Annotated in this window: 20 protein-coding genes; 13 read left to right on the top strand and 7 right to left on the bottom strand. The window is 64.6% G+C overall.

Features of this window, described 5'->3' with window-relative positions:
- Positions 1-362 precede the first annotated feature (362 nt).
- The 5 genes from DFR34_RS13600 to DFR34_RS13620 form a co-directional block, all read right to left on the bottom strand.
- Positions 363-695, bottom strand: a complete 333-nt coding sequence (locus DFR34_RS13600; RefSeq protein WP_110391712.1) for a transcriptional regulator — start codon at positions 693-695, stop codon at positions 363-365.
- Positions 696-788: 93 nt separating this feature from the next.
- Positions 789-1,229, bottom strand: coding sequence for a hypothetical protein (locus DFR34_RS13605; RefSeq protein ID WP_110391713.1), 441 nt, complete (start codon positions 1,227-1,229; stop codon positions 789-791).
- A gap of 243 nt (positions 1,230-1,472) precedes the next feature.
- A complete protein-coding gene (locus DFR34_RS13610; protein WP_110391714.1) occupies positions 1,473-2,513 on the bottom strand; it encodes an MFS transporter permease in 1,041 nt (346 codons plus the stop codon).
- A gap of 208 nt (positions 2,514-2,721) precedes the next feature.
- On the bottom strand, positions 2,722-3,717 hold the full coding sequence (locus DFR34_RS13615; protein WP_110391760.1) for an aldo/keto reductase: 996 nt from the start codon (positions 3,715-3,717) through the stop codon (positions 2,722-2,724).
- A gap of 425 nt (positions 3,718-4,142) precedes the next feature.
- Positions 4,143-4,910, bottom strand: a complete 768-nt coding sequence (locus tag DFR34_RS13620; protein ID WP_110391715.1) for an SDR family NAD(P)-dependent oxidoreductase — start codon at positions 4,908-4,910, stop codon at positions 4,143-4,145.
- 104 nt (positions 4,911-5,014) lie between these two features.
- On the opposite strand from DFR34_RS13620, the gene DFR34_RS13625 reads away from it, so the two are divergent.
- The 4 genes from DFR34_RS13625 (at position 5,015) to DFR34_RS17815 (ending at position 11,617) form a co-directional block, all read left to right on the top strand.
- Positions 5,015-5,914 carry a LysR family transcriptional regulator gene (locus DFR34_RS13625; RefSeq protein ID WP_110391716.1) on the top strand — a complete coding sequence of 300 codons (900 nt, stop codon included), beginning with the start codon at positions 5,015-5,017 and terminating at the stop codon, positions 5,912-5,914.
- Positions 5,915-6,503: 589 nt separating this feature from the next.
- Positions 6,504-6,884: an RICIN domain-containing protein gene (locus DFR34_RS13630; RefSeq protein WP_110391717.1), complete on the top strand. Its 381-nt coding sequence runs from the start codon at positions 6,504-6,506 to the stop codon at positions 6,882-6,884.
- 96 nt (positions 6,885-6,980) lie between these two features.
- Complete coding sequence (locus tag DFR34_RS13635) at positions 6,981-10,844, top strand: translocation/assembly module TamB domain-containing protein (RefSeq protein ID WP_158281836.1); 3,864 nt, start codon at positions 6,981-6,983, stop codon at positions 10,842-10,844.
- Positions 10,845-11,320: 476 nt separating this feature from the next.
- Positions 11,321-11,617 (top strand): YqaE/Pmp3 family membrane protein, encoded by a 297-nt coding sequence (locus DFR34_RS17815; protein WP_110391719.1) that lies wholly within the window; start codon positions 11,321-11,323, stop codon positions 11,615-11,617.
- Between the two features lie 156 nt (positions 11,618-11,773).
- Here the strand turns inward: DFR34_RS17815 and DFR34_RS13645 are convergent, their stop codons facing one another.
- Positions 11,774-12,283 carry an OsmC family protein gene (locus DFR34_RS13645; protein WP_110391720.1) on the bottom strand — a complete coding sequence of 170 codons (510 nt, stop codon included), beginning with the start codon at positions 12,281-12,283 and terminating at the stop codon, positions 11,774-11,776.
- 350 nt (positions 12,284-12,633) lie between these two features.
- The gene (locus tag DFR34_RS17415; protein ID WP_110391721.1) at positions 12,634-13,602 is read right to left on the bottom strand and encodes an SPOR domain-containing protein; all 969 of its coding nucleotides are present in this window, start codon (positions 13,600-13,602) and stop codon (positions 12,634-12,636) included.
- A gap of 153 nt (positions 13,603-13,755) precedes the next feature.
- Between DFR34_RS17415 and ndk the strand changes: the two genes are divergently transcribed.
- From ndk to hfq, 9 genes are all read left to right on the top strand, one after another.
- Positions 13,756-14,181: a nucleoside-diphosphate kinase gene (gene ndk / locus DFR34_RS13655; RefSeq protein ID WP_110391722.1), complete on the top strand. Its 426-nt coding sequence runs from the start codon at positions 13,756-13,758 to the stop codon at positions 14,179-14,181.
- A 49-nt stretch (positions 14,182-14,230) separates the two neighbouring features.
- Positions 14,231-15,319, top strand: a complete 1,089-nt coding sequence (gene rlmN, locus DFR34_RS13660; RefSeq protein ID WP_110391723.1) for a dual-specificity RNA methyltransferase RlmN — start codon at positions 14,231-14,233, stop codon at positions 15,317-15,319.
- Between the two features lie 74 nt (positions 15,320-15,393).
- A complete protein-coding gene (locus DFR34_RS13665) occupies positions 15,394-16,335 on the top strand; it encodes a helix-turn-helix domain-containing protein (protein WP_110391724.1) in 942 nt (313 codons plus the stop codon).
- A gap of 27 nt (positions 16,336-16,362) precedes the next feature.
- The gene (gene ispG, locus DFR34_RS13670; RefSeq protein ID WP_110391725.1) at positions 16,363-17,628 is read left to right on the top strand and encodes a flavodoxin-dependent (E)-4-hydroxy-3-methylbut-2-enyl-diphosphate synthase; all 1,266 of its coding nucleotides are present in this window, start codon (positions 16,363-16,365) and stop codon (positions 17,626-17,628) included.
- Between the two features lie 54 nt (positions 17,629-17,682).
- Positions 17,683-18,957, top strand: a complete 1,275-nt coding sequence (gene hisS / locus DFR34_RS13675) for a histidine--tRNA ligase (RefSeq protein WP_110391761.1) — start codon at positions 17,683-17,685, stop codon at positions 18,955-18,957.
- 11 nt (positions 18,958-18,968) lie between these two features.
- Positions 18,969-19,604 carry a YfgM family protein gene (locus DFR34_RS13680; protein ID WP_110391726.1) on the top strand — a complete coding sequence of 212 codons (636 nt, stop codon included), beginning with the start codon at positions 18,969-18,971 and terminating at the stop codon, positions 19,602-19,604.
- A complete protein-coding gene (gene bamB, locus DFR34_RS13685) occupies positions 19,604-20,764 on the top strand; it encodes an outer membrane protein assembly factor BamB (RefSeq protein WP_245906895.1) in 1,161 nt (386 codons plus the stop codon). The genes DFR34_RS13680 and bamB overlap by 1 nt, the downstream gene beginning before the upstream one ends.
- 132 nt (positions 20,765-20,896) lie before the next feature.
- Positions 20,897-22,285: a ribosome biogenesis GTPase Der gene (gene der, locus DFR34_RS13690; protein WP_110391763.1), complete on the top strand. Its 1,389-nt coding sequence runs from the start codon at positions 20,897-20,899 to the stop codon at positions 22,283-22,285.
- A gap of 99 nt (positions 22,286-22,384) precedes the next feature.
- Complete coding sequence (hfq, locus tag DFR34_RS13695) at positions 22,385-22,639, top strand: RNA chaperone Hfq (RefSeq protein WP_110391727.1); 255 nt, start codon at positions 22,385-22,387, stop codon at positions 22,637-22,639.
- Positions 22,640-22,740: the final 101 nt, after the last annotated feature.

Here is a 22,740-nt window from a genome sequence, read left to right on the forward strand (position 1 = left end):
ATGGCGGGCATGGTGATTTCCTCAGCGGGGTTGTGCTGTCCTGTATGCAGCGGCTGTGCCTATTATCTGTTCAGATCATGGTGACTGGCTACTAGTAGCCAGTCACGTTGAAACACAAGGGTTCGTGCGCCACGAAGAACCCCACGTCGCATCACACCGAGTCATTCCCGCGCAGGCGGGAATCCAGGCGTGTCCACAGCGTACTGCGGTCTAAGCGCCAGCCAGTCGGTTCAAATCATGGTGACTGGCTACTAGCCAGGGTCGCTTCGCTGGGTTTTGTGAGCGACTCTCAACCTGCCCGACACACATAAAAAACCGCCATCCCTGCACCGGCAGGCATGGCGGTTTTTTTGAGGGGGTGCTCAGCGCGCCGGCATCCATGCCGGCGCGCCGGGCTGTGCTTCGCCGCCCAGATCGGCCGGCAGCAGGCGTTGCAGCGCCTGCACATACTGTTGCAGCGCCGTCAGGCCGGCGGGCGTCAGCGCAAAAAACGACTGCGCGCGCGCGCCGCTGGCGTCCTTGCGCACGCAGACATAGTCTGCCGCCAGCAGTTTTTTCAGGTGGGCGTCCAGATTGCCGTCCGACACGCCCAACTGGCGCTTGAGCTCGCTGAAGGTTTGCTCGCCGGCGCCAGCCAGAAACGCCACCAGCTGGGTGCGCAGGGGTTGATGAAGCAAAGGGTCGAGAGGTTCCATACTGCACTTTCTGCAATCCACCAGACAGTATGCGCGCAAGCGCGCCACGCGGCCAGTGTGGACGGCGCTCACCCTGGCCAGCGGGATGGGCGCTTACTTGCCGGCGGCTTCGCCGCGCAAATCAAAGCGCGCTGCCAGCACCCCCGGACTGACGCCGTCGCGCGCCTGGCCATTGCTGCCCGGCACATCGCCCGGCAGCGAGAACACAATATTGCCGCCGATGCAGTCCTGACCGCGCTTCCAGATTTTGCCGTCAAAGCTCACTTGATCGCGGTAGACAAACACATCGCGCTTCACCCGCACGGTGAGCTTGGCTTGGTCGCTCTTGGCCAGCAGCGAGCCATCCACCTGCACATTCACCGGCAAATCCGCCCCGGCCGGATACAGCAGCACAAAATCCCGGTCAGCTGGCGCGGCCTGGCCGTAGCGCACTACCGGCAGGCGTTGAATATCAGTCGAGGACGGCGCGCCCAGGCCGGCGCAGGCGGTGAGCAGGGTGGCGCAAGCCAGCAGGGAAGCAGCACGGATCATCATGGTTATTCTCCTAAATTAGGCACTATTGCCGTCAAAAAGTCAGTTCACAGGCGCACGCAGCCCTCCGGCGCGCCATGCGGCTGGATATACACACAACACAGGGATGTTTTAAGAGCCGCTCACAAAATCCAGCGAAGCGGCCTTGGCTAGGCGTGTGACCGCAGACAGTACAAGCAGTACGGCAAGGTCACACAACAACGCCAGGGGGTTTTGTGAGCGGCTCTTAGAAAGGGCGCTGCCGTGTCAGGGTTGGCCGCCCACACGCACAATCAACTGGGTGCGCACCGCCGGCTGGCCGCCGGGCGGTAGATCCGCCTTGAGCCAGGGAATATTCAGCCAGCGGGTGTCGCGGCGCAGCCACGGCTCGCCAGGAATGCGCGCCTCGCCGCTGAGCTGGCCGTTTTTCAGCAGCACATCCACCGGCTGGCGCAAGGTCAGCGGCAACTGCACCGGGCTTGGGCTGGCGAACACATCGCCGGCCAGCTCGATTTGCACCGGAATCACCGTACCCACCGGCAGGCGCACCACTTGTGCGCCCGGCTGTGATTGGTGGAACTCGCGCAAGGGGGTAATCGGCAGCTCGACCGGCGGGGTTTGGTGCAGCAGTCGATCCAGCGTCAGCGGGGCCAGCACCACCACCGACAACCAGGCCAGCATCTGCCCCAGCCGCAGCGAAGCCGGGCGATGGCGGCCGTGGTCGAGCATCAGCGACAACATCGGCAGGCCCAGGCCAAACACCGCCGCCGCCACCCAGCGCATGCTGTCGTAGGGCAGCCGCGCCAGCAGGCTGACAATGCCCAGCGCAATGGTCAGCAGCCCCGCCCATTCCAGCAGCTCTTCAGAAAACAGCCCGTGCAGATACAGGCTGACGCCGAGAAACACCAGCCACACCGCACACACCATATAACCGCCGCCATAAAAAAACATGGCAAAGGTGGTCAGCGTGGCCAGGCCCATCAACAGCCATAACACCTTGACTACTTGACGGTGAATAAACGACCACGCCTCATCACGGGTTTGCTTGGCCTGTCGCGTCCAGTGCCAGTCCAGCGTGGCCACTGTGGCCAGCACCGTCAGCAACAGCGCCAGCCAGGCCAGCGCACGCTGGGTGAGGTCGGGAAACTGATCGGGGGTGAGAATGTGCTCAGACAGCACAAACAGCACAAACAGCACACCGGCCGGCACCCCCCATAACCATAGGGTGTGACGCTCCAGACGCAGATTGCGCTGGCCGGCGGTAAGCATGCTGTGAATGGCGTGTAATTGTTGGCTGGGGACGGTCATGGCGAGTCCTGGGCTAGGTCATCAGCGTGAACGTCATTGTGCCAGCGTCTGGTGTGAATGGCGTTCACTCTGTTTTACAGAGTTTATTACTCTGCAAAACAGAGTGTCAAGCAACAAGATGCCCAGTCAATCTGAAATCACGCGACGCTTCCCTTCCGGTGTGGTGCTGCTGGCAACAGTCGGGCCGCGCTACACCGCCAGAAGCCGCTTAGCGTTCAATCCCCGCCCAGCCGGCATCTGGATAACGCGCGCCGCTCACCTTGGCCGGGTCGAACATGGCGTCCAGCTCGGCTACCTCCGCCGCCGACAATGCCAACTCTGTGGCGGCGGCGTTGGCGCGCAGGTGCGGCAATTTGCGCGCACCGGGGATGGCGATCAGCTGCGGGTGCTTGTGCAGCAACCACGCCAGCGCCACCTGGGCGTGGCTGCACCCACGCGCGGCGGCAAACCCGCCCAGCGCATCCACCAGGCGCTGATTGGCCTGTGCCGCCTCGGCCTGAAAACGCGGGTTGTGCCGGCGAAAATCATCCTCGGCCAGGTTCTCCACCTGAAAATTATTGGCCAGAAACGCCCGCCCCAAGGGGCTGTACGCCACCAGGCTCACCCCCAGCTCGGCGCAGCACGGCAATAACTCGGCCTCGACCTCACGTTGCCACAGCGAATACTCGCTCTGCACCGCCGCCACCGGATGCACCGCCACCGCCCGCCGCAAGGTAGCTGCGGAGACTTCAGACAAACCAATCTGCGCCACCTTGCCGGCCTGCACCAACTCCGCCATCGCCCCGACCACGTCTTCAATCGGCACGGCAGGGTCGCGGCGATGGCAGTAATACAGCCCAATGCGCTCCACCCGCAAACGCTGCAAAGACGCCTCACACGCCGCGCGGATATAGCCCGGGCTGTTGTCGATGCGCCGGCCATACTCCCCCGGCTGGCGCACAATGCCAAACTTGGTCGCCACCACCACCTGCTCGCGCGCACTGGCGGCAAGCCCGCGCAAAAAACGCCCGAGCAAGGCTTCGTTATGGCCATGGCCATACGTGTCGGCGCTGTCGAACATCCTCACCCCCAAGGCCTGCGCCTCGTGCAGCACCGTCAGCGACACCTCATCATCACTGGGCCCATAAAACTCACTCATGCCCATACAACCCAAGCCAATGGCGGATACCGCCAGCTCGGACGCGCCGAGAAAACGTGTTTGCATATCGATCACTTTCAGGAAAAAACAGCCGCGCGGCGGGAAAAACCCCGCCTGCAGGATGCGCATATCGTGTGTGTGGGGGGGGGCGGGAGGCGCCAAGCATGGATGACCAGAAAACGCTTATTCAACGCTGAGCCGATAGCGCTTAGCCGCCGTTCACCCCCGTGTGGCGCGCCGAGCATCGCAGAAAATCAGGGAGGTTTCCGCCACGGCTAAGCGGCGGCGCAGCCGACGCGCCATTCCGTGGCGGCCCTGACTTTCGAGAAGCGCAGGGCACCCGAAGCCGCAGGCGTAGGGCGTGGCGCCCGGGTCGCCTTTCTTTTCCCCCTTTTCTTTGGCGAGACAAAGAAAAGGGGTCGGGTGCGGGGGGAACCCCCGCCCAATATTCAGCCCCAGCCTACCCGCGCGTCAGCGCGGCATCATCACAATCACGCCACCGTAAACCCCCCATCCACCGTCACCCCCTGCCCACTCACATAACTGGCCGCCGCCGACAACAAAAACGCCACCAAACCCGCCACCTCTTCCGGCTGTCCCGGCCGCCCGGCTGGTGTGGTTTGCAACACAGCCTCCAGGTTTTCCCGCCCGCCAAACCCCTGCTCCGCCATCGGCGTCACAATCGGCCCCGGATTCACCGCATTGATGCGCACCCCATGGGCAAAATTCTCCAGTGCCGCACTGCGCGTCAGCCCCAGCACCGCATGCTTGCTGGCCGTGTAGGCCGCTCCATTGGCAAACCCCACCTGCGCCACCACCGACGCCGTGTTGACAATCGCCCCGCCGCCCTGGGCGCGCAACACCGGAATCTGCGCCTTCATCGCCCAGAACATCGCCTGCACATTGGCCAGCATCACCTCGGCAAAATCCGCCGTGCTCAAGGTGTGCAAGGGGCCGGCGCGGCCCAGCACGCCGGCATTGTTAAACGCGCCATCCAGCCGGCCAAACTGGGCGACTGCAGCGTCCACCAGACGCGCGTGTTCGGCTTCCACGGTGATGTCGGCCGGGCATGCCCAGGCTTGTCCGCCTGCGGCACGCACGTCTACCGCCACGGCCTCCAGCAGATCCGCGCGCCGTGCTGTCAGGGTGAGGTGGGCACCGGCACGGCCCAGGAGCCGCGCCGTGGCGGCGCCAATGCCGGATGAGGCGCCTGTGATCAGAATGCTTTTGCCTGCCAGATCGGCCAAAAGAGAAGACATGTGCTGTACTCCTGTGTGAGAAAAATCGTCTACACAGGCTAATCGCCGGCTGGCTGTGCAACAATCCACGCCAGATTGCATGACTTGTTGAGGAAAATTCACTAATGCCGGCCACCAGCCTGAACGATTTGCATGCATTTGCCACTGTGGCCCGCTTGCGCAGCTTTCGCCAGGCTGCCGCCGAGCTGGCCGTCTCGCCTTCGGCGCTCAGCCATGCCTTGCGCGGGCTGGAAGCTCGGCTGGGAGTTCGCTTGCTCAACCGCACCACCCGCAGTGTGGCGCCGACTGAGGCGGGCGCACGTCTGCTGGCGCGCTTGGTGCCCGCGCTGGGCGATATTCAGACGGCGCTGGACGAGGTGAATGCCTTTCGCGATTCACCGTTGGGCAGCTTGCGCATCAATGCGCCGCGTGCCGCCTGCGAGCAGGTGTTGGCGCCTTTGGTATGCCGCTTTTTGGCCCGCCACCCCGGCATGCAGGTTGAGCTCGTGGCCGACGATGCCCTGGTAGACATTGTTGCTGCCGGGTTTGATGCCGGCGTGCGTTTTGGCGAGCGTTTGCAACAAGATATGGTGGCACTGCCGATCGGCCCGGTGCAGCGCTTTCTGGTGGTAGCTGCACCGGCCTATCTGGCCCGATATGGCACGCCTGCCACACCACACGCGCTGACCCGTCATTCCTGCGTGCGTCTGCGTTTTCCGAGTGGAGCGCTTTATCGCTGGGATTTTGCCCGCGATGGCGAAACACTTGGGGTCGAGGTGGACGGGCCGATCACCGTGGGGGAAATGCCTTTGGCGATATGCGCGGCAGAGGCGGGTATCGGCTTGGCTTATGTGCATGCCAGCTATGCCGCCCAGGCACTGGCCGACGGCCGTTTGGTGAGCGTGTTGGACGACTGGCGTTGCACTGACGAGCATTTTTATCTGTACTACCCGAGCCGGCGTTTGTTGCCGGCGGGCTTGCGGGCATTTGTGCAATGGGTGCGGGAATCTGGTGCTGAGGCTTGAATGCTCCGTGGCAGTGGTAGACCGGCTGCGGTGGTCCAGCTGTTTTTCTACGGTGTTTGTCTGGCCTTGCTGGTGTCTTTGTGCCATCGGAATGCTTCTGATGCATGATGTTTTTGGTTGGGTGTTTATGCGCTCAAGCGACTGTTTATTTTATATGCATTAATCGGCAACTCATTATCTATGGAGAATTTTGTTTTTTCTTGCCTAAAAGGCATATCCAATGAGTTAAGTTATTTATAGTGGCATGGTTTGTTTGGAAAATATTGAATAATGATGTGCTGTATGTCTTGGGAACGGTACTTGGTTGTGTTGTGCTTTTTACATGATTTTTGGCATGAAATCGCTAACTCATGGCTTGCTATGGACATAAAAATCTCGTAGATATACGATGCCAGCGTCAAGTGTTGACATGTCATGCGTGTCATGAGTACCCAAAGGCTTCAGCGGGTTTTGGGCCGGGATGATGTTTTTCGCATGCAGGGCAATCCATGGTTTGCTTGTGGCTGTCTCATTTGTCGGTGGCTGTGTTCGGCCCTGCACAGACATCTGTCTTACTCTTCAGGGTGATGATTGACCACGGAGCGTATCAATGGAATTCGTAGCCGGTAAAAAATACAAAATCGTCAACCGTGACAGCAAGCGCGTCTTGGCCGACAGTGGTGGCAAACTGATTGTGTATGATGGCCCGGATCAACCCGACCAATATTGGTTTGTGCTGGATTTTGGCGCGCAAGGTTATCGCCTGATGAACGCCGTGCACCTGGGCGCCGTTATTGCCGACAGCGGCGGCAACCCGATTGCTTACCAGGGCCCGGATCAGCCCGATCAGTACTGGAACATCTATCTGGATGGAGACGGCTACATCTTGCGTTGCCGCCCCAGCGGCGATGCGCTGGCTGATGTGAATGGTCTGCGTGTGTCGCCGGCTTCTGGCGGCGTGCAGTCCAACCAGCACTGGCTGTTTGTGTAATACCCCCTGCCGGCGCGTTCGCGCCGGCAAAGATGCAAGCCCGCTTTGTCGGGCTTGCACGCATGCCAGCCGGGTGCGAACATCGGCGCATTCCTCTTGCGTTCTACCCACGCGCCCATGACCGCCGCCACCCCGCCTGACGCCCCCGAATCGCCCCCCTCTTCTGCTGTGCCGCCTAAGCCGCGTCGTCGCTGGCCTTGGGCGCTGGCCGTGGTGTGCCTGTTGCCCTTGCTGCTGCTGGCCGCGCTGGGCAGCGAAGCCGGCTTGCGCGCGGCGCTGGCGGCGGCGCAGTCGCTCAGCGGCGGCGCCGTGCAGGTGGCGGCGCTGGACGGCAGCCTGGCCAGCGGCAACTTGCGCTTGCGCGGGGTGCTGGCGCGCACGGCCTTGAGCGAATATCAGCTGGATGAGTTGGCCCTGCGCTGGCGGCCAGCCGCGCTGTGGCGCGGTCGGCTGGACATTGACGCCCTGGAGCTGGGCGTGCTGCGCCTGCGCACCCTGGCCCCCGACCCCACCCCACCCAGCTTGCCCGCCGACCTGCGCCTGCCTCTGGCGCTGCATATCGAGCGCCTGCGCCTGGCGCGGCTGGAGGTTGGCAGCGTGGCGCTGGGGCCGCTGCTGGCCAAGGTGGATAGCGATGGCGAGCAGCATCGGCTGTGGGTCAGCGAGGCGCGCACGCCGTGGGGCGAGGGCCATGGCGAATTCACCCTGGCCGGCGCGCAGCCGTTTGCGTTGTCCGGGGTATGGCGGCATGGCGGCCAGCTGGACGGCGCGCCAATCAATGGTGAAGCGCGCTTGAGTGGGGATTTGCGCGCCTTGCAGCTGGCGCTGGCCTTGGGCTATCAGCACAGCGCGCTGGGCGCGCGCGCCACCTTGGCGCCGTTTGCCGCCCAGCCCTTTGCCCGCCTGCGCCAGGCCGAAGCCACGCTGGTGCGGCTGAATCCGGCGCAATGGCTGCCCGGCGCGCCCGAGGCGGATATTTCCTTGAGCGTGGCCAGTGCGCCGGTGTCGGCTGCGCGTCAGCGCTTGCGGCTGCGCGCCGACAATGCCTTGGCCGGCGATTGGGCGGCCAAGCGCCTGCCTTGGCTGGATGGCGACGCCGAACTGGACATCAACGCCGACGCGCTGACGCTGCGCCAGCTGACCGTGCATGCGTTGGATGGCGAATTCACTGGCAGCGGCCATTGGCGGCCTGAGGCCTTCAGCATGGACGGCGTGTTGCGCGGCCTGCGCTTGCAGCGCTTGGCCCCGGCGCTGCCGGACTGGCCGGCCGATGGCGCGGTGCAGTTGCGCGGCCGGCCAGACGCGCCGCAATTCAGCGTGCAACTGAACGACCGCCAGCAGCGCGAGTTGCGCGCTGAGCTGGCGCTGGCCGGCATCGGGGCGGCGCGCAAGCTGCTATTGAACACCCTGCAATTGCGCGATGGCCCCGCCCGGCTGGACGGCGCTGGCGAGCTGGCCTTGGCCGGCGAGCGGGCGTTTCGGCTGCAGGCCACGCTGCGCCAGCTGAATCCGGCGCGCTGGTCGCCGCAGCTGGACGCCGGTCAGCTCAACGCCGCCTTGAGCGTGCAAGGCGCGGCGCAGCCCTTGCGCGTGCAGGGCGAACTGACGCTGGCCGACAGCCAGTATCGCGGCCAGCCGGCGTCGGCGCGCTTGCGCGGCCAGTGGGACGGCCAGCGCGCGCATGGCCTGAGCCTGGACGCCCAACTGGGCGGCAACCAGCTGCACGCCGACGGCGCGCTGGGCGGCGAGCGCGACAGCCTGCGCTTCACCCTGGCCGCGCCCCGGCTGGAACAGCTGGGCAGCGGCTTTGCCGGCGAGCTGCAAGGCCAGGGCCAGCTATTGGGCCAGGGCTGGCGGCTGCGCCTGAATGGCGAATTGCGCGCCCGCCGACTGCGCGCGCCCGGCGGCGTCAGTGTGGATAGCCTGCAACTGCAAGCCCGGCTGCCGGATGATTTCAATCTGCCCGGCGAAGCCACGCTGGAGGCGCGGCAACTGCGCGCCGCCGGCTGGCAAATCAGCAGCGCGCAGGCGCGCTACCAGGGCCAGCGCGCGCGCCACACGCTGAGCGCCAGCGCGCGCGGCGATGGCCCGCAGGGCGAATTTGATGTGCAAGCCGCGCTGGAAGGCGGCTGGCAAAACGGCCAGGGCTGGCAAGGCCGGGTGCTGAAACTGAGTAATCAAGGCCGTTTGCCGCTGGCGCTGGACGCGCCGGCCAGCGTGCAAGTGCAGGACGCCCAACGCTGGCGGCTGAGCGGCGCGCGCCTGCGCGCCTTGGGCGCGCGGCTGAATATCGAGCAGCTGGCGCGGCGTGGCGCGCTGTGGAGCAGCCAGGGCCAGCTCAGCGCGGTGTCGCCAAGCGAGTGGCTGAAAAAATTCAACCTGGCCAGCCCACTGGACGGCCCGCTGCTGCTGGGCGCCGACTGGCGCGTGCAAGACAGCCAGGGCCGGCTGACGCTGCGCCGCGAAGCCGGCGATGTCTGGCCGGCAGGCCAGAGCGCGCGGCCTTTGCGGCTGGAGCAGGCGCAACTGCAATTCACCGTCTCGCCGCAGCGCTGGCAGGCGCAGGCCCAACTGCGCAGCGCCCATCTGGGTCGGCTGGACGCCAATGGCGACTGGCGGCCGGCGGCCAATGGTTTGCCCAATGCGCAAAGCCCGCTGCGGCTGGCCGTCAATGCTGACGCGCCAGACCTGGCCGCCTGGGCCACCTGGCTGCCGCCGGGCATGCGCGTGGGCGGACGGTTGGCCGCCAATGTCAGCGTGGAGGGCAGCCTGGCGGCGCCGCGCTGGCGCGGCGCGCTCAAAGGCGAGGCGCTGGCGCTCAGCCGGCCGGCCGACGGCCTGGCGCTGGAAAACGGCCAACTGCGCGCCAGCTTGCAAGACGAGCTGGTCAAGCTAGATACTCTCAGCCTGCGCGACCGCCAGGGCGGCGAGCTGAGCCTCAGCGGCCAGGCCAACTGGCGACGCCCGGGCAGCGCGCAGTTCACCCTGAATGTGCGCAAGCTGGCGGCGCTCAGCCACCCCAGCCGCAGCCTGAGCGTCAGCGGCCAGGCGCAGTTGCGCCAGCAGGGCAGCGGCTTGTTATTGTCTGGCGGCTTTACCGTCGATCAGGGCCGCATCACCCTGCCGGACAGCGATACCCCCAGCCTGGGCGACGATGTGGTGATTGTCGGCCGGCCGCGCGCCGAGCCAGACGCGCCGCTGGCCATCCCGGTGGCGGTGGCGCTGGATCTGGACCTGGGCGAGCAATTCCGTCTGAGCGGCAAGGGCCTGGACGTGAAACTGGCCGGCCGCCTGCGCCTGGCCGCCGACGCCGGCCAGGCCCCGCGCGCCACGGGCGCGGTGCGGGTGGTCAGCGGCCACTACGCCGCCTATGGCCAGCGGCTGGACATCAGCCGGGGCGTGCTGACCTTTGTCCGCCGCCTGGACGACCCCGGCCTGGACGTGCTGGCGGTGCGCAAGGGCCTGAGCGTGGAGCCAGGGGTAGAAATCTCCGGCACCGCCCAGGCGCCGCGCGTGCAATTGGTGTCCACGCCCGAGCTGCCCGATAGCGAAAAACTTTCCTGGCTGGTGCTGGGGCGCAGCGCCACCGCCTTGCGCGGCGGCGAAACCGATTTGCTGTTTTCGGCTGCCAGCACGCTGTTGGGCAGCTCCGGCGCGCTGGGCATCCAGCAACAGTTGGCTGCGCGCCTGGGGCTGGACGAGCTGAGCGTGGGCGCCGCCAGCAACCGGCCAACCGTGCAAAGCAGCAAAACCGTGGCCAGCCGCAATCCACTGGACAATCAAGTGGTGACCCTGGGCAAGCGCCTGGCCAGTGGCCTGTATCTGGGCTATGAGCAAAGCCTGACCGGCGTGGGCCAGGCGGTGAAGCTGACTTGGGAATGGTCGCGGCAGTGGTCGATGGTGCTGCGCGCTGGCGAGCAAAGCGCGCTGGATGTGGTGTATGGGCGCGGATTTGACTGAACAGCGCTGATTCGGTGCGCCGCTGGCCGTGCTTGAGGCCGCACCTCAGTCAAAGCCGCTACGCGGCATGGGCTTGCATGGTGCTGCCAAGTGCGTGGCGATCGTGCTGTGTGATATGGGTTAGCGCCGGATTTGCCTGGGGCGGACATCTGGAAAAACCTGCCCATCGCCAAGGCGGCTGCGCTACCATCCACAGTAAGAGCTGCTCACAATCCCCTGGCGTTGTTGCACGACCTTGCCGTGTCTGCCTGGCCGGGCGTGTTGGGCTGAGTTTTGTGAGTGGCCTAAGCATTGCCTGTCAGGCCGTGCGCCAAGTTTCGTTCATCTCGTCCTTCGGGCGGGCGTGTGTCGCCAGTCAGTCTGTGGCGACCTGTCTTGTGATGAGTGAGCTGTGCAGAGCCGACCAAGATCGGCCAGGCGTGTGGCGGGGTGGAGTGGCCCACTGGCAGGCTTCTGATGATGACCGGGAGACTATCATGCGCGTGCTGCTCGCCATCCTGTTGCCGTGTACCGCGTTTTTCCGTCTGCGCCGCACTGGGGCAGGCGTATTCAGCCTGTTGTTGCAACTGAGTGTGGTGGGTTGGCTGCCCGCCGCGTTCTGGGCGGTATATGTGCTGGGGCGAGCCAGCGCCAGCCATGGCCACGCCCGTCACCATGGCCACCATGCCACGCCGCATCCGCCGGTGGCGCGTCCCACACCGCCGGCTCCGCCGTCCATGCCCAGCCCGGCCGGGCGTGGCGCCGTCAGCGCCAAAATGCCGCGCCGCCGCTAGCCACGCCTTGCAAAGAGCCACTTGCCACGTCCAGGCAGATTTTGTCTGCGGCGCTTAACGTCGCTCACAAAACCCCCTGGCGTTGTGGTGTGCTTCCCGTACCGTCTGTGATTATCTGCTTGGTCAGAGCGGTTTTGTGAGTTTTGTCAGCAATTTTTAACCCGGCAGGCGTACCCAGGCCAGTTCTGGTGGCTGTTTCAACGATTGATAAATCACGCAGTAGCGCTCGGACAGCCGCAGCAGGGTGGCCAGTTTCTCGTCGCTGGCGTCGGTATCCAGTTCAAATGTCAGGCGGATGGCGGCAAAGCCCACTGGGGCTTCCTTGCTGACCCCCAGTGTGCCGCGAAAATCCAGTTCACCCTCGGCGCGTACCCGGCCGCCACGCAACGCAATGCCCATGGCCGTGGCCACGGCCTGCAAGGTGACGCCAGCGCAGGCAATCAGCGCTTCCAGCAACATTTCGCCCGAGCAGGCGTCTTCACCGCTGCCGCCTGCGGCCGGATGCAAGCCAGCCCGCAGGGTGGTGTGCGGCGTGCGGATGGTGACGGTCTGCTCGCCTGGGGCCAGCTCGCCGCTGGCGGACAGGGTCAGGCAGGCGCAGGCGGGGTCTTGCTGATAAGCGGTTTTCAGTGGCGCCTGGCGGGCTTTCAGTTCATCTGCATTCATGGTGAGGCTCCTCGTGACGTCCGTCGGGATGCGGACTGAACCAGCATGGCAGCATGTGTCAGGGCTATCGTCCATGCCACCTTGGTGCTGGGACGGCCTGCCATGGTCTAAACGTTGTAAAAAAACAACATTTTGCCCTGGGGTAGTGCAATACAGCGCACTTGTCATGCCTACTCAGAGCCGCTAACAAAACTCAGCGAAGCGCGCCTGGCTAGGCGCGCGGCCGCCGACAGTACAAGGAGTACGGCAAGGCCGTGCAACGACGCCAGGAGGGTTTTGTTAGCGGCTCTAAAATGCCACAGCCCCGGTGGCGATCACCGGGGCTGTGGCAGACGTGCGGGGTAGTTGGTTTATTTGCTCAGCGGAACCAGCAAGGGGGTAAAGCCCAGCGTCTTGAGCTTGGTCGAGGCTTCGTCAGCTTCGGCGCGGGTCTTGAACGGCCCCAGATGCACACGGGTTTCGGTGTGAGCTTCCACGCCGGCTTCTTTCAGCTTGGCCACCATTTTTTCGGCATTCGCCGTGTTGGTGAACAAGCCCAGTTGCACGCGATAGCCGGCCGAGCTGCCATCCGGCAGGGCGGTTTCTGGCTTGAACGCCTTTGGCCGCTCGGGTTCAGCCGGTTTGGCTTCTGCCTTGGCGGGTGCTGGCGCCGGAGCGGGTTCGGGCTTGGTTGGTTTGGCCGGCTCAGGGCGTGGCTCGGGCTTTTCTGCCGGCTTGGGCTCGGGCTTGGCCGGTGGCGCAGGCTTGTCGGCCGGTTTTTCTGCCGGTTTTTCTGGCTTGGCCGGGGGCTGGGCCGGTTTGGCTGCCGGGGCCGGCGGTGGCGGCGGTGCAGTCGGCTTGGGTGGCGGCGGCGCAGGTGCAGCATGAGGGGCCGGTGCTGGCGCCGGCTCAGGTTTGGGTGGGGCCGGCGGCGGTGGCGGCGGGCTGCTGATCTTGTCGGCTTCTTCCGGGCTTACCGCGTCTGGCGCCACCGGGCTGGGCGGCGGGGCTTCGGCTGGCGGCGGCGGTGGCGCATCCTTGATCTTGCCACTGGCCACGGTGGGGCTGACTTCCGGGGCGGGAGCTGCCGCACCAGACTTGGGCTTGTTGAAGTGATTGAATGCCGGCACGGCTGCCAGGGCAGCCGCAATGCCGATGCCGGCAATAATCAGCCGCTTGCGATTGGGATTGGCCGGTTTGGCGGTGCTGCCTGCCGGCGGCTTGCCACCCGCCGGCGGCGCGCCAGCAGGTTTGGAAGAAGCGGGTTTACCCTTGCCGCCGGCGGGGCTGGCGGCGCTGGTTTTGGGAGCGTTGCTGTCCGGTTTGGTCGTGTCGTTCATGTCGTCATCGCGGCCGAGAGCGGCAAAAAGCGCAAAAGCTGTTAGAATGCAGGGTTCTTCGCAACTGACTGGGCCACAAGCCCAAATCTGATGCGGCTAAAATCGAACAGGTTACTAGTGTAACCATTTGTCTTTTCACCTGGAGAAGTTTTTATGGCAATCGAACGTACGCTGTCCATCGTCAAGCCCGATGCAGTCGCCAAAAATGTCATCGGCCAAATCTACAGCCGCTTTGAAGCTGCTGGCCTGAAAGTGGTTGCCGCCAAGATGAAGCACCTGTCCCGCGCCGAAGCCGAAGGCTTTTACGCTGTGCACAAAGAGCGCCCGTTCTTCAACGATCTGGTCAGCTTCATGATCTCTGGCCCGGTGATGGTGCAAGTGCTGGAAGGCGAAGGCGCTGTGCTGAAAAACCGTGAGCTGATGGGCGCCACCGACCCGAAAAAGGCCGACGCCGGCACCATCCGCGCTGACTTTGCCGAATCCATCGACGCCAACGCCGTGCACGGTTCGGACAGCCTGGAAAACGCCGCGATCGAAATCGCCTACTTCTTCCCGGCTTCGGAAGTGTACGCCCGCTGATTTCCGCCCCTGCGGGCCGCGTGTGTGGCCCGCAACCTGACGCCCCGCCATGAAAACCAATCTGCTCGATTTTACCCTGCCGCAACTCACCGACCATTTCGCCGCCATGGGCGAGAAGCCGTTTCGCGCCACGCAAGTGATGCGCTGGATGCACCAGATGGGCACGGATGATTTTTCTGCCATGACTGATCTGGCCAAGACCTTGCGCGCCAAGCTGGAAGCCTGCGCCGAAGTGCGCGTGCCGCAGCTGATGACCGGGCAGGCCTCCACCGACGGCACGCGCAAGTGGCTGCTGGATGTGGGGACGGGCAATGGCGTGGAAACCGTGTTCATCCCCGAAGATGACCGGGGCACGCTGTGCGTGTCCAGCCAGGTGGGCTGCGCGCTGGAATGCACGTTTTGCTCCACCGGCCGTCAGGGCTTCAACCGTAATCTGTCCACCGCCGAGATCATTGGTCAGCTGTGGTGGGCGAACAAATCCATGGGCGTCACCCCGAAAAACGAGCGGGTGATTTCCAATGTGGTGATGATGGGCATGGGCGAGCCGCTGGCCAACTACGACAATGTGGTGGCGGCCATGCAGATCATGCTGGACGACCACGGCTACGGCCTGAGCCGCCGCCGCGTGACCTTGTCCACCTCCGGCCTGGTGCCGGCGCTGGACCGGCTGCGCGAAGATTGCCCGGTGGCGCTGGCGGTCAGCCTGCACGCGCCCAACGACGCGCTGCGCGACCAGATCGTGCCGATCAACAAAAAATACCCGTTGCGAGAACTGCTGGCCGCCTGCGAACGCTATTTGCAGCGCGCGCCGCGCGATTTCGTGACGTTCGAATATGTGATGCTTGACGGCGTGAACGACACGCCCGAACATGCACGGCAATTGCTTGCACTGGTGAAGGCCGTGCCGTGCAAGTTCAACCTGATCCCGTTCAATCCCTTCCCGAATTCCGGCTATGCCCGCTCCAGCGCCGGGGCCATTCGCACATTCCGGGAAATCCTGCAGGAAGCGGGTTATGTGGTGACGGTGCGCAAGACGCGCGGCGACGACATCGACGCCGCCTGTGGCCAACTGGCCGGCAAGGTGGAGGACAAAACCCGCCGCGCCGTGCGCTGGCTGTCGGATGCCGCGCCGGAGTGAACCTTGTCCCGCGCTGGCGGGTCTGCGCCAACAGCTGTATTTTATTGAACCCTTTTGCAAGCGGACTGTACTGAATGAGCGATATCCCCACGCCCGGCGCTGAATCGGCTACACACACAGCTTCTCCTGGCATGCTGCTGTCCAATGAGCGAGTCAAGCGCGGCTTGTCCTTGCAAGAGGTCGCCGACCGGCTCAAGCTGTCCCGCAAGCAACTGGAAGCCATCGAAAACGACGAATACGACAAGCTGCCCGGCCCGGCGTTTGCGCGTGGTTTTGTGCGCAATTACGCCAAGCTGCTGGGCCTGGATGTGGCCTTGCTGAATGCCTCGCTGGATGCCCATCTGCCGATGCCGCCGCTCAATCCGCCAGCGGCAGACGCCGCCCCGGCTGCGGCTGCGCAGGCGGCGTCCAGCCGCTCGCCAGCTGTCAATCCCACCCTGATCAAGGGCGCACTGGCTCTGCTGGTGCTGCTGCTGGCGGCAGGCGTGGGCTATCGCCTGCTCACCCAGGGCGCCAGCGCACCGGCCACGCCGCCACTGGCCGCGCCTGCTGTGGACAGCGCCTTGCCGCAGGCCGCGCTGAATCCTGAGCCGGCCAGCTCTGCCGCTCCGGTCAGCGCCGCTCCGTCGGTTGACAGCAAGCCTGCCGAACTCAAACCCGAGCCAGCCAAGCCCGAAGCGCTTGCCGTGGCGCCGGTGAAGCCGGCCGAGGTCAAGCCCGCAGAGGCCAAACCGACCAGCACCGACACCAGCACGGCGCAAGCCGCCGTCAGCGACACTGGCGCGGGTGAACTGGTGCTGAACGCCCGCGAGAAAGCTTGGGTGTCCGTGATCGACGCCAAGGGCAAAAAATTGCTGTACGGCCAGATCAGCGGCGAAAAACGCCTGGGCGGCGGCGCGCCGCCGTACAAGCTGATCATCGGCAATGCTCCGCAAGTGGAGCTCAATTACAAGGGCCAGGCGGTGCCGCTGGCCGACAAGACCAAGGGCAGCACCGCCAAGCTGGAACTGCAATGACCCCGGATGGCGTGAACCGATAAAATCATGAGCCTGACACCGATTATCCGCCGCGCCTCGCGGCAAGTCTGGATTGGTCATGTGCCGGTGGGCGGCGACGCCCCGGTGATGATCCAGTCGATGACCAACACCGACACCGCCGACGCCGCCGCCACCGCGCAGCAGGTGTTCGAGCTGGCCATGGCCGGCTCGGAGGTGGTGCGCATCACCGTCAACACCGCCGAGGCCGCTGCCGCCGTGGCCGAGATCCGCCAGCGTCTGGACGATCTGGGCTGCAATGTGCCGCTGGTGGGTGATTTTCACTTCAATGGCGAGCGCCTGCTGCGCGACTACCCGGACTGCGCACGCGCGCTGGCCAAATACCGCATCAACCCTGGCAATGTCGGCAAGGGCGCCAAGGGCGACGAGAAATTCGCCTTCATGATCCAGCAGGCCATCGAGCACGACAAGCCGGTGCGCATTGGCGTGAACTGGGGCAGCCTGGACCAAAGCCTGGCGGTGCGGCTGATGGACGAAAACAACCGCCGTGCCCAGCCTTTGCCGCCGGACGCGGTGATGCGCGAAGCGCTGATTGTCTCGGCGCTGGACAGCGCCGACAAAGCCATGGCGCTGGGCCTGGCCGCCGACAAGATTTTGCTGTCGTGCAAGGTCAGCCATGTGCAGGATTTGATCGCCGTTTACCGCGAGCTGGCGCGCCGTTGTGATTTTCCGCTGCATCTGGGCCTGACCGAGGCCGGCATGGGCTCGAAAGGCATTGTCGCCTCCAGTGCGGCGCTGGCCGTGCTGCTGCAAGAAGGCATTGGCGACACCATCCGCATTTCGCTGACCCCCGAGCCGGGCGCCCCGCGCGACAAGGAAGTGATCGTCGCCCAGGAACTGCTGCAAACCATGGGTCTGCGCGCCTTCACCCCGCTGGTCACCGCCTGTCCGGGTTGCGGGCGCACCACCAGCACCTTCTTCCAGGAACTGGCGGCGCGCATTCAATCCTGGCTGCGCGAGCAAATGCCGCAGTGGCGGCAACAATACCCCGGCGTGGAAACCCTGAATGTGGCGGTGATGGGCTGTGTGGTGAACGGCCCTGGCGAATCCAAGCTGGCCGACATTGGCATCAGCCTGCCCGGCACTGGCGAAGTGCCGGTGTGCCCGGTGTATGTCGACGGCGAAAAAACCGTCACCCTCAAGGGCGAGGGCATCGCCGATGAATTCCAGCGCATCGTCGCCGATTATGTGGCCAGCCGCTACGGCGAAGGCGGCCCCAAGCGGCGCAAGATTGTGCCCATCCAGCCGGCCTGAGCGCCGTGCTGATCCGCCTACCGAACAGCTATTGCATTGACTGAAAAAAACAACATGGCAGAAAAAATCCAGGCAATTCGCGGCATGAACGACATCCTGCCGGATGAATCGCACCAGTGGGAATTCCTTGAGCACACCGTGCGCAACTGGCTGTCCGACTACGGCTACCGCAATATCCGCATGCCGATTGTCGAAGACACCCGCCTGTTTGTGCGCTCGATTGGCGAGGCGACCGATATTGTCGAGAAGGAAATGTACACCTTCACCGACAGCCTCAACGGCGACAGCCTGACCCTGCGCCCGGAAGGCACCGCCTCGTGCCTGCGCGCGGTCACCGAACACAATCTGCTGTACAACACCACCCAACGGCTGTGGTATGTCGGCCCGATGTTCCGCCACGAGCGCCCGCAAAAAGGCCGCTATCGTCAGTTTCACCAGATCGGCGTGGAAGCGCTGGGCTTCAACGGCCCGGACATCGACGCCGAGCTGATCCTGATGACCGCCGACCTGTGGCAGCGCCTGGGCCTGGCCCCCTACCTCAAGCTGCACCTGAACACCCTGGGCTCCAGCGCCGAGCGCGCCGAGCATCGTCAGGCGCTGATTGCCTATCTGGAGCAGCACAAGGACGCGCTGGACGAAGACGGCCAGCGCCGCCTGTACAGCAACCCGCTGCGCGTGCTGGACAGCAAGACCCCGTCGATGCAGGCCATCTGCGACAACGCCCCGCGCCTGATCGACCACCTGGGCGAGGCCAGCCGCCGTCACTACGACGACTGGCGCGCCATGCTGCAAGCGGTGGGTATTGATTACGTGGAAAACCCGCGTCTGGTGCGCGGCCTGGATTACTACAATCTGTCGGTGTTCGAGTGGGTCACCACTGAACTGGGCGCGCAAGGCACGGTGTGCGGCGGCGGCCGTTACGACAGCCTGATCGAGCAGCTGGGTGGCAAGCCGGCGCCGGCCGTGGGCTTTGCCATGGGCGTCGAGCGGCTGATGCTGCTGTTGCAGGACAAAGCCCTGCTGCCGGCGGCGCCGGCCCCGGACGTGTATCTGGTCAACCAGGGCGAAGGCGCGGCGCTGTATGCGCTGACTGTGGCCCAGGCGCTGCGCGCCGCCGGCCTGAAGGTGATCCAGCACTGCGGTGAAGCCAGCTTCAAATCGCAATTCAAAAAAGCCGACGCCAGCGGCGCGGCAGTGGCCGTGGTGCTGGGCGACAATGAAGTGGCCCAGCAACAGGCCGTGGTCAAGCCGCTGCGCGGCGGCGGCGAGCAAACCACCGTTGCCCGCGCCGAGCTGGCCGCCGCAGTGGCCGCCCACCTTAACCGCTGAACGAGGAAGCCATGGCGTTTGATCTTCAGGAACAGGAACAGATTGACGAACTCAAGGCCTTCTGGCGCAAATGGGGCACACTGATCACCGGCGTGCTGGTGGCCGCTGCGCTGGGCACGGCCGGTGTGCAGGGCTGGCGCTGGTATCAGCATCGCCAGGCTGAATCGGCCGCTGCGCTGTACGGGCAGATGGAAGCGCTGGCGGCCAAGGGTGACACCGCCAAGCTGGTGAGCGCTGCCGAGCCGATCAAGCAGGAATATCCGCGCACCGCCTACGCCGCCCGCGCCGCGCTGGCCGCTGCCCGTGCTGCTTATGAAGCCAACGACGCCAAGACCGCCCGCGAACAGCTGAATTGGGTGCTGGAGCACGCCAGCGAGCCTGGCCTGAAGGCGGTGGCTCGCCTGCGCCTGGCCACGCTGGCGGTGGATGGCAAGCAATACGATGAGGCATTGGGCCTGCTGGGTGGCGAGCATGACACCGCCTTTGACGGCCTGTTCCTGGACGCCAAGGGTGATGCCCTGGCGGCCAAGGGCGATACTGCTGGCGCTCGCTCCGCCTATCGTGAAGCACTGAACAAGACCCCGGCTGATGCGCCGAACCGATCCTATCTTCAAATCAAGCTTGATGCGCTGGGAGGCGAATCTTGATGAACATGCCCGCAGGTCTGCGCCGTGTGGCGACCGTAGCCGCACTGGCCGCCATGCTTGGCGGCTGCTCGACTGTCACCGGATGGTTTACCGGCAGCGACAATGCCCCCAAGCCGACCCCGCTGCAAGCCATTCAGAATAACGTGACGCCGAAAGTGCGTTGGGACGTTTCGCTGGGCGGTTCTGCGGATTATGCCTTTACCCCGGCCTTGATGGGCGATGTGGTGTGGGCTGCTGGCCGTGATGGCCAGGTGGTGGGGGTGGACGTCAATACCGGCCGGCAAGTGGGTCGGGTGGACACCCGTCTGCCGCTGTCGGGCGGCATTGGCGCCAAGAACGGCGCGCTGTACGTGGCCACCACCGAAGGCGAGCTGGTGTCGCTGGACGAAAACGGCAAGATTCGCTGGCGCAGCCGCTTGACCAGCCAGGCGCTGGAAGCCCCGCAAAGCGATGGTCAGCGCGTGCTGGTGCGCACCAACGACGGCCGCCTGTCGGCATTTGACGCTGACAATGGCAAGTCGCTGTGGACCTTCCAGCGCCCGCAGCCGACGCTGACCGTGCGTAATTATGGCTCCACCACCCTGGTGGGCGGCGAAGCCGTGCTGCTGGGCATGCCGGGCGGCCGTCTGGCGGTAATTGGCGCCAATATGGGCGATCTGCTGTGGGAGGCTTCGGTCTCCACCCCGCGCGGCGCTTCCGAGCTGGAACGCATGGCCGATGTGGCCAGCCGCCCGGTGTTCGACCGTGGCCAGGTGTGTGCGGTGGCCTTCCAGGGCAAGCTGACCTGCTTTGACGCCCGCAGCGGCACGCCGATGTGGTCGCGCGATGTTGGCTCCAGCCAGGGGCTGACTGTGGACGCGGTCAATCTGTACGTCACCGGTGACGATGGCACAGTGTGGGCGTTTGACCGGGCCACTGGCCGCTCGGTGTGGACGCAGAACAAGCTGAAATACCGCAACGTCAGCGCGCCGGCCATGTTGGACCGTTTTGTGCTGGTGCTGGACGGCGAGGGCATTGCCCACTTGCTGTCTAACGAATCCGGCGAATTTGTCGGCCGCCAGTCGGTGGCCGGCGGCAAGACCCAGACCCAGCCGCAAAGCCTGGGCGACCGCGTGCTGGTGCAAACCCAGGGCGGCCGCGTGCTGGCGCTGAGCCTGTAACTTACTGAACCCACAGAGGCTGCTTGCGCCGTTCACGGCGCCGCCTGCCCACCCGCCACGGCCCGCCGGGAGCTTCCCGCCGGGTCGTCTGGCGCTGGCGCAGGCAAGTGCAGCCCGCAAGGAAAAATGGCAGTGAAACCCACTATCGCGCTGGTCGGACGGCCCAATGTCGGCAAATCGACGCTGTTCAACCGGCTCACCCGCAGTCGCGACGCCCTGGTGGCCGACATCCCCGGCCTGACACGCGACCGCCACTATGGCCACGGCCGTGGCGCCAGCAAACCGTATCTGGTGGTGGACACCGGCGGTTTTGAACCGATTGTCACCGACGGCATCATGCACGAAATGGCGCGCCAGACGCTTCAGGCCGTGGACGAAGCTGACGCGGTGATTTTTTTGGTGGACGCCCGCTCGGGCGCCACGCCGCACGACAAGATCATCGCCAACCAGCTGCGTCAGCTGGGCCGGCCGGTGTATCTGGTGGTGAACAAGGCCGAAGGCCTGCGCCGCGACATGGCCGGCGCCGAGTTCCACGAGCTGGCGCTGGGCGAGCCGTGGGCGATTTCTGGCGCGCATGGCGACGGCGTGCGTGAGCTGATCGAAGACGTGCTCGAGCACTTCCCCGACGCCAGCGAGGACGAAGACGCCCGCCAGCATCCCAAATTCGCCGTGATTGGCCGGCCGAATGTGGGCAAATCCACCCTGGTCAACGCCATTCTGGGCGAAGAGCGGGTGATTGCCTTTGACCAGGCCGGCACCACGCGCGACAGTATTTATATCGATTTCGAACGCGAAGCCAAACCGTATACCATTATCGACACCGCCGGCGTGCGCCGGCGCGGCAAGGTGGACGAGATGATCGAGAAATTCTCGGTGATCAAGACCTTGCAGGCCATCGAGGACGCCAATGTGGTGGTGCTGGTGCTGGACGCCCAGCTGGATGTTTCCGAGCAGGATGCCACCCTGGCCGGCTTTGCCCTGGAAGCCGGCCGCGCGCTGGTGGTGGCGGTGAACAAATGGGACGGGCTGGACGATTACGCCAAAGACTGTGTGCGCCGCGAAATCGACCGCAAATTGAACTTTTTGGGCTTTGCCAAGTTCCACTTCATCTCTGCCTTGCACGGCAAGGGCGTGGGCGATTTGTTCCGCTCGATCGATCAGGCTTATCAGGCCGCCATGGTGAAATTGTCCACCCCACGCCTGACCCGCGCGCTGGACGTGATCACCGAGCGCCAGGCGCCGCCGCGCAACGGCATGTCGCGTCCGAAGATGCGCTACGCCCACCAGGGTGGGGTGAATCCGCCTGTCGTGGTGATCCATGGCAGCAATCTGGTGAATATTCCGGACAGTTACACTCGCTATCTTGAACACAGCCTGTGCAAATTGTTCAAACTGGAAGGCACCCCATTGCGGGTTCAGTACAAATCGACGGACAATCCGTATGCCGAACGCAAGCAGGTCAGCGTGCATCCGGGGCGACGCGATCCGGTCAAGCCAGGAAAGCAGTTCAGGAAGAAATAACGCAGCAGGGGCAACGGTGCTCTGTCTGGCCATCGCCGGGCGGAGTATGGAATCCGGTGTTCGACAACATAACAATTTAACTTAACCTGGAGTCAATCCATGAGCGCCAAAGGGCAAATGCTACAAGACCCGTTTCTGAACATTCTGCGGAAAGAACACATTCCGGTGTCGATCTATCTGGTGAACGGCATCAAGCTGCAAGGCCAGATCGAATCGTTCGACCAGTATGTGGTGCTGCTGAAAAACACCGTCACCCAGATGGTGTACAAGCACGCCATTTCCACCGTGGTGCCGGCGCGCCCGGTGTCGGTGCCGTATGAAAACCCGGCTGCCGCACCCCAGGCCAATAGCTGATTGGCCCTCGCCCTGAATCCATCGACCGGCCGTTGCCCTGGCGCATTCCGGTTCCAGCCTGCTGGCCGGAACCACACGCAGGGTGCACCGGTCGATTTTCT

Source organism: Rivihabitans pingtungensis, assembly GCF_003201855.1.
Lineage (GTDB): Bacteria > Pseudomonadota > Gammaproteobacteria > Burkholderiales > Aquaspirillaceae > Rivihabitans > Rivihabitans pingtungensis.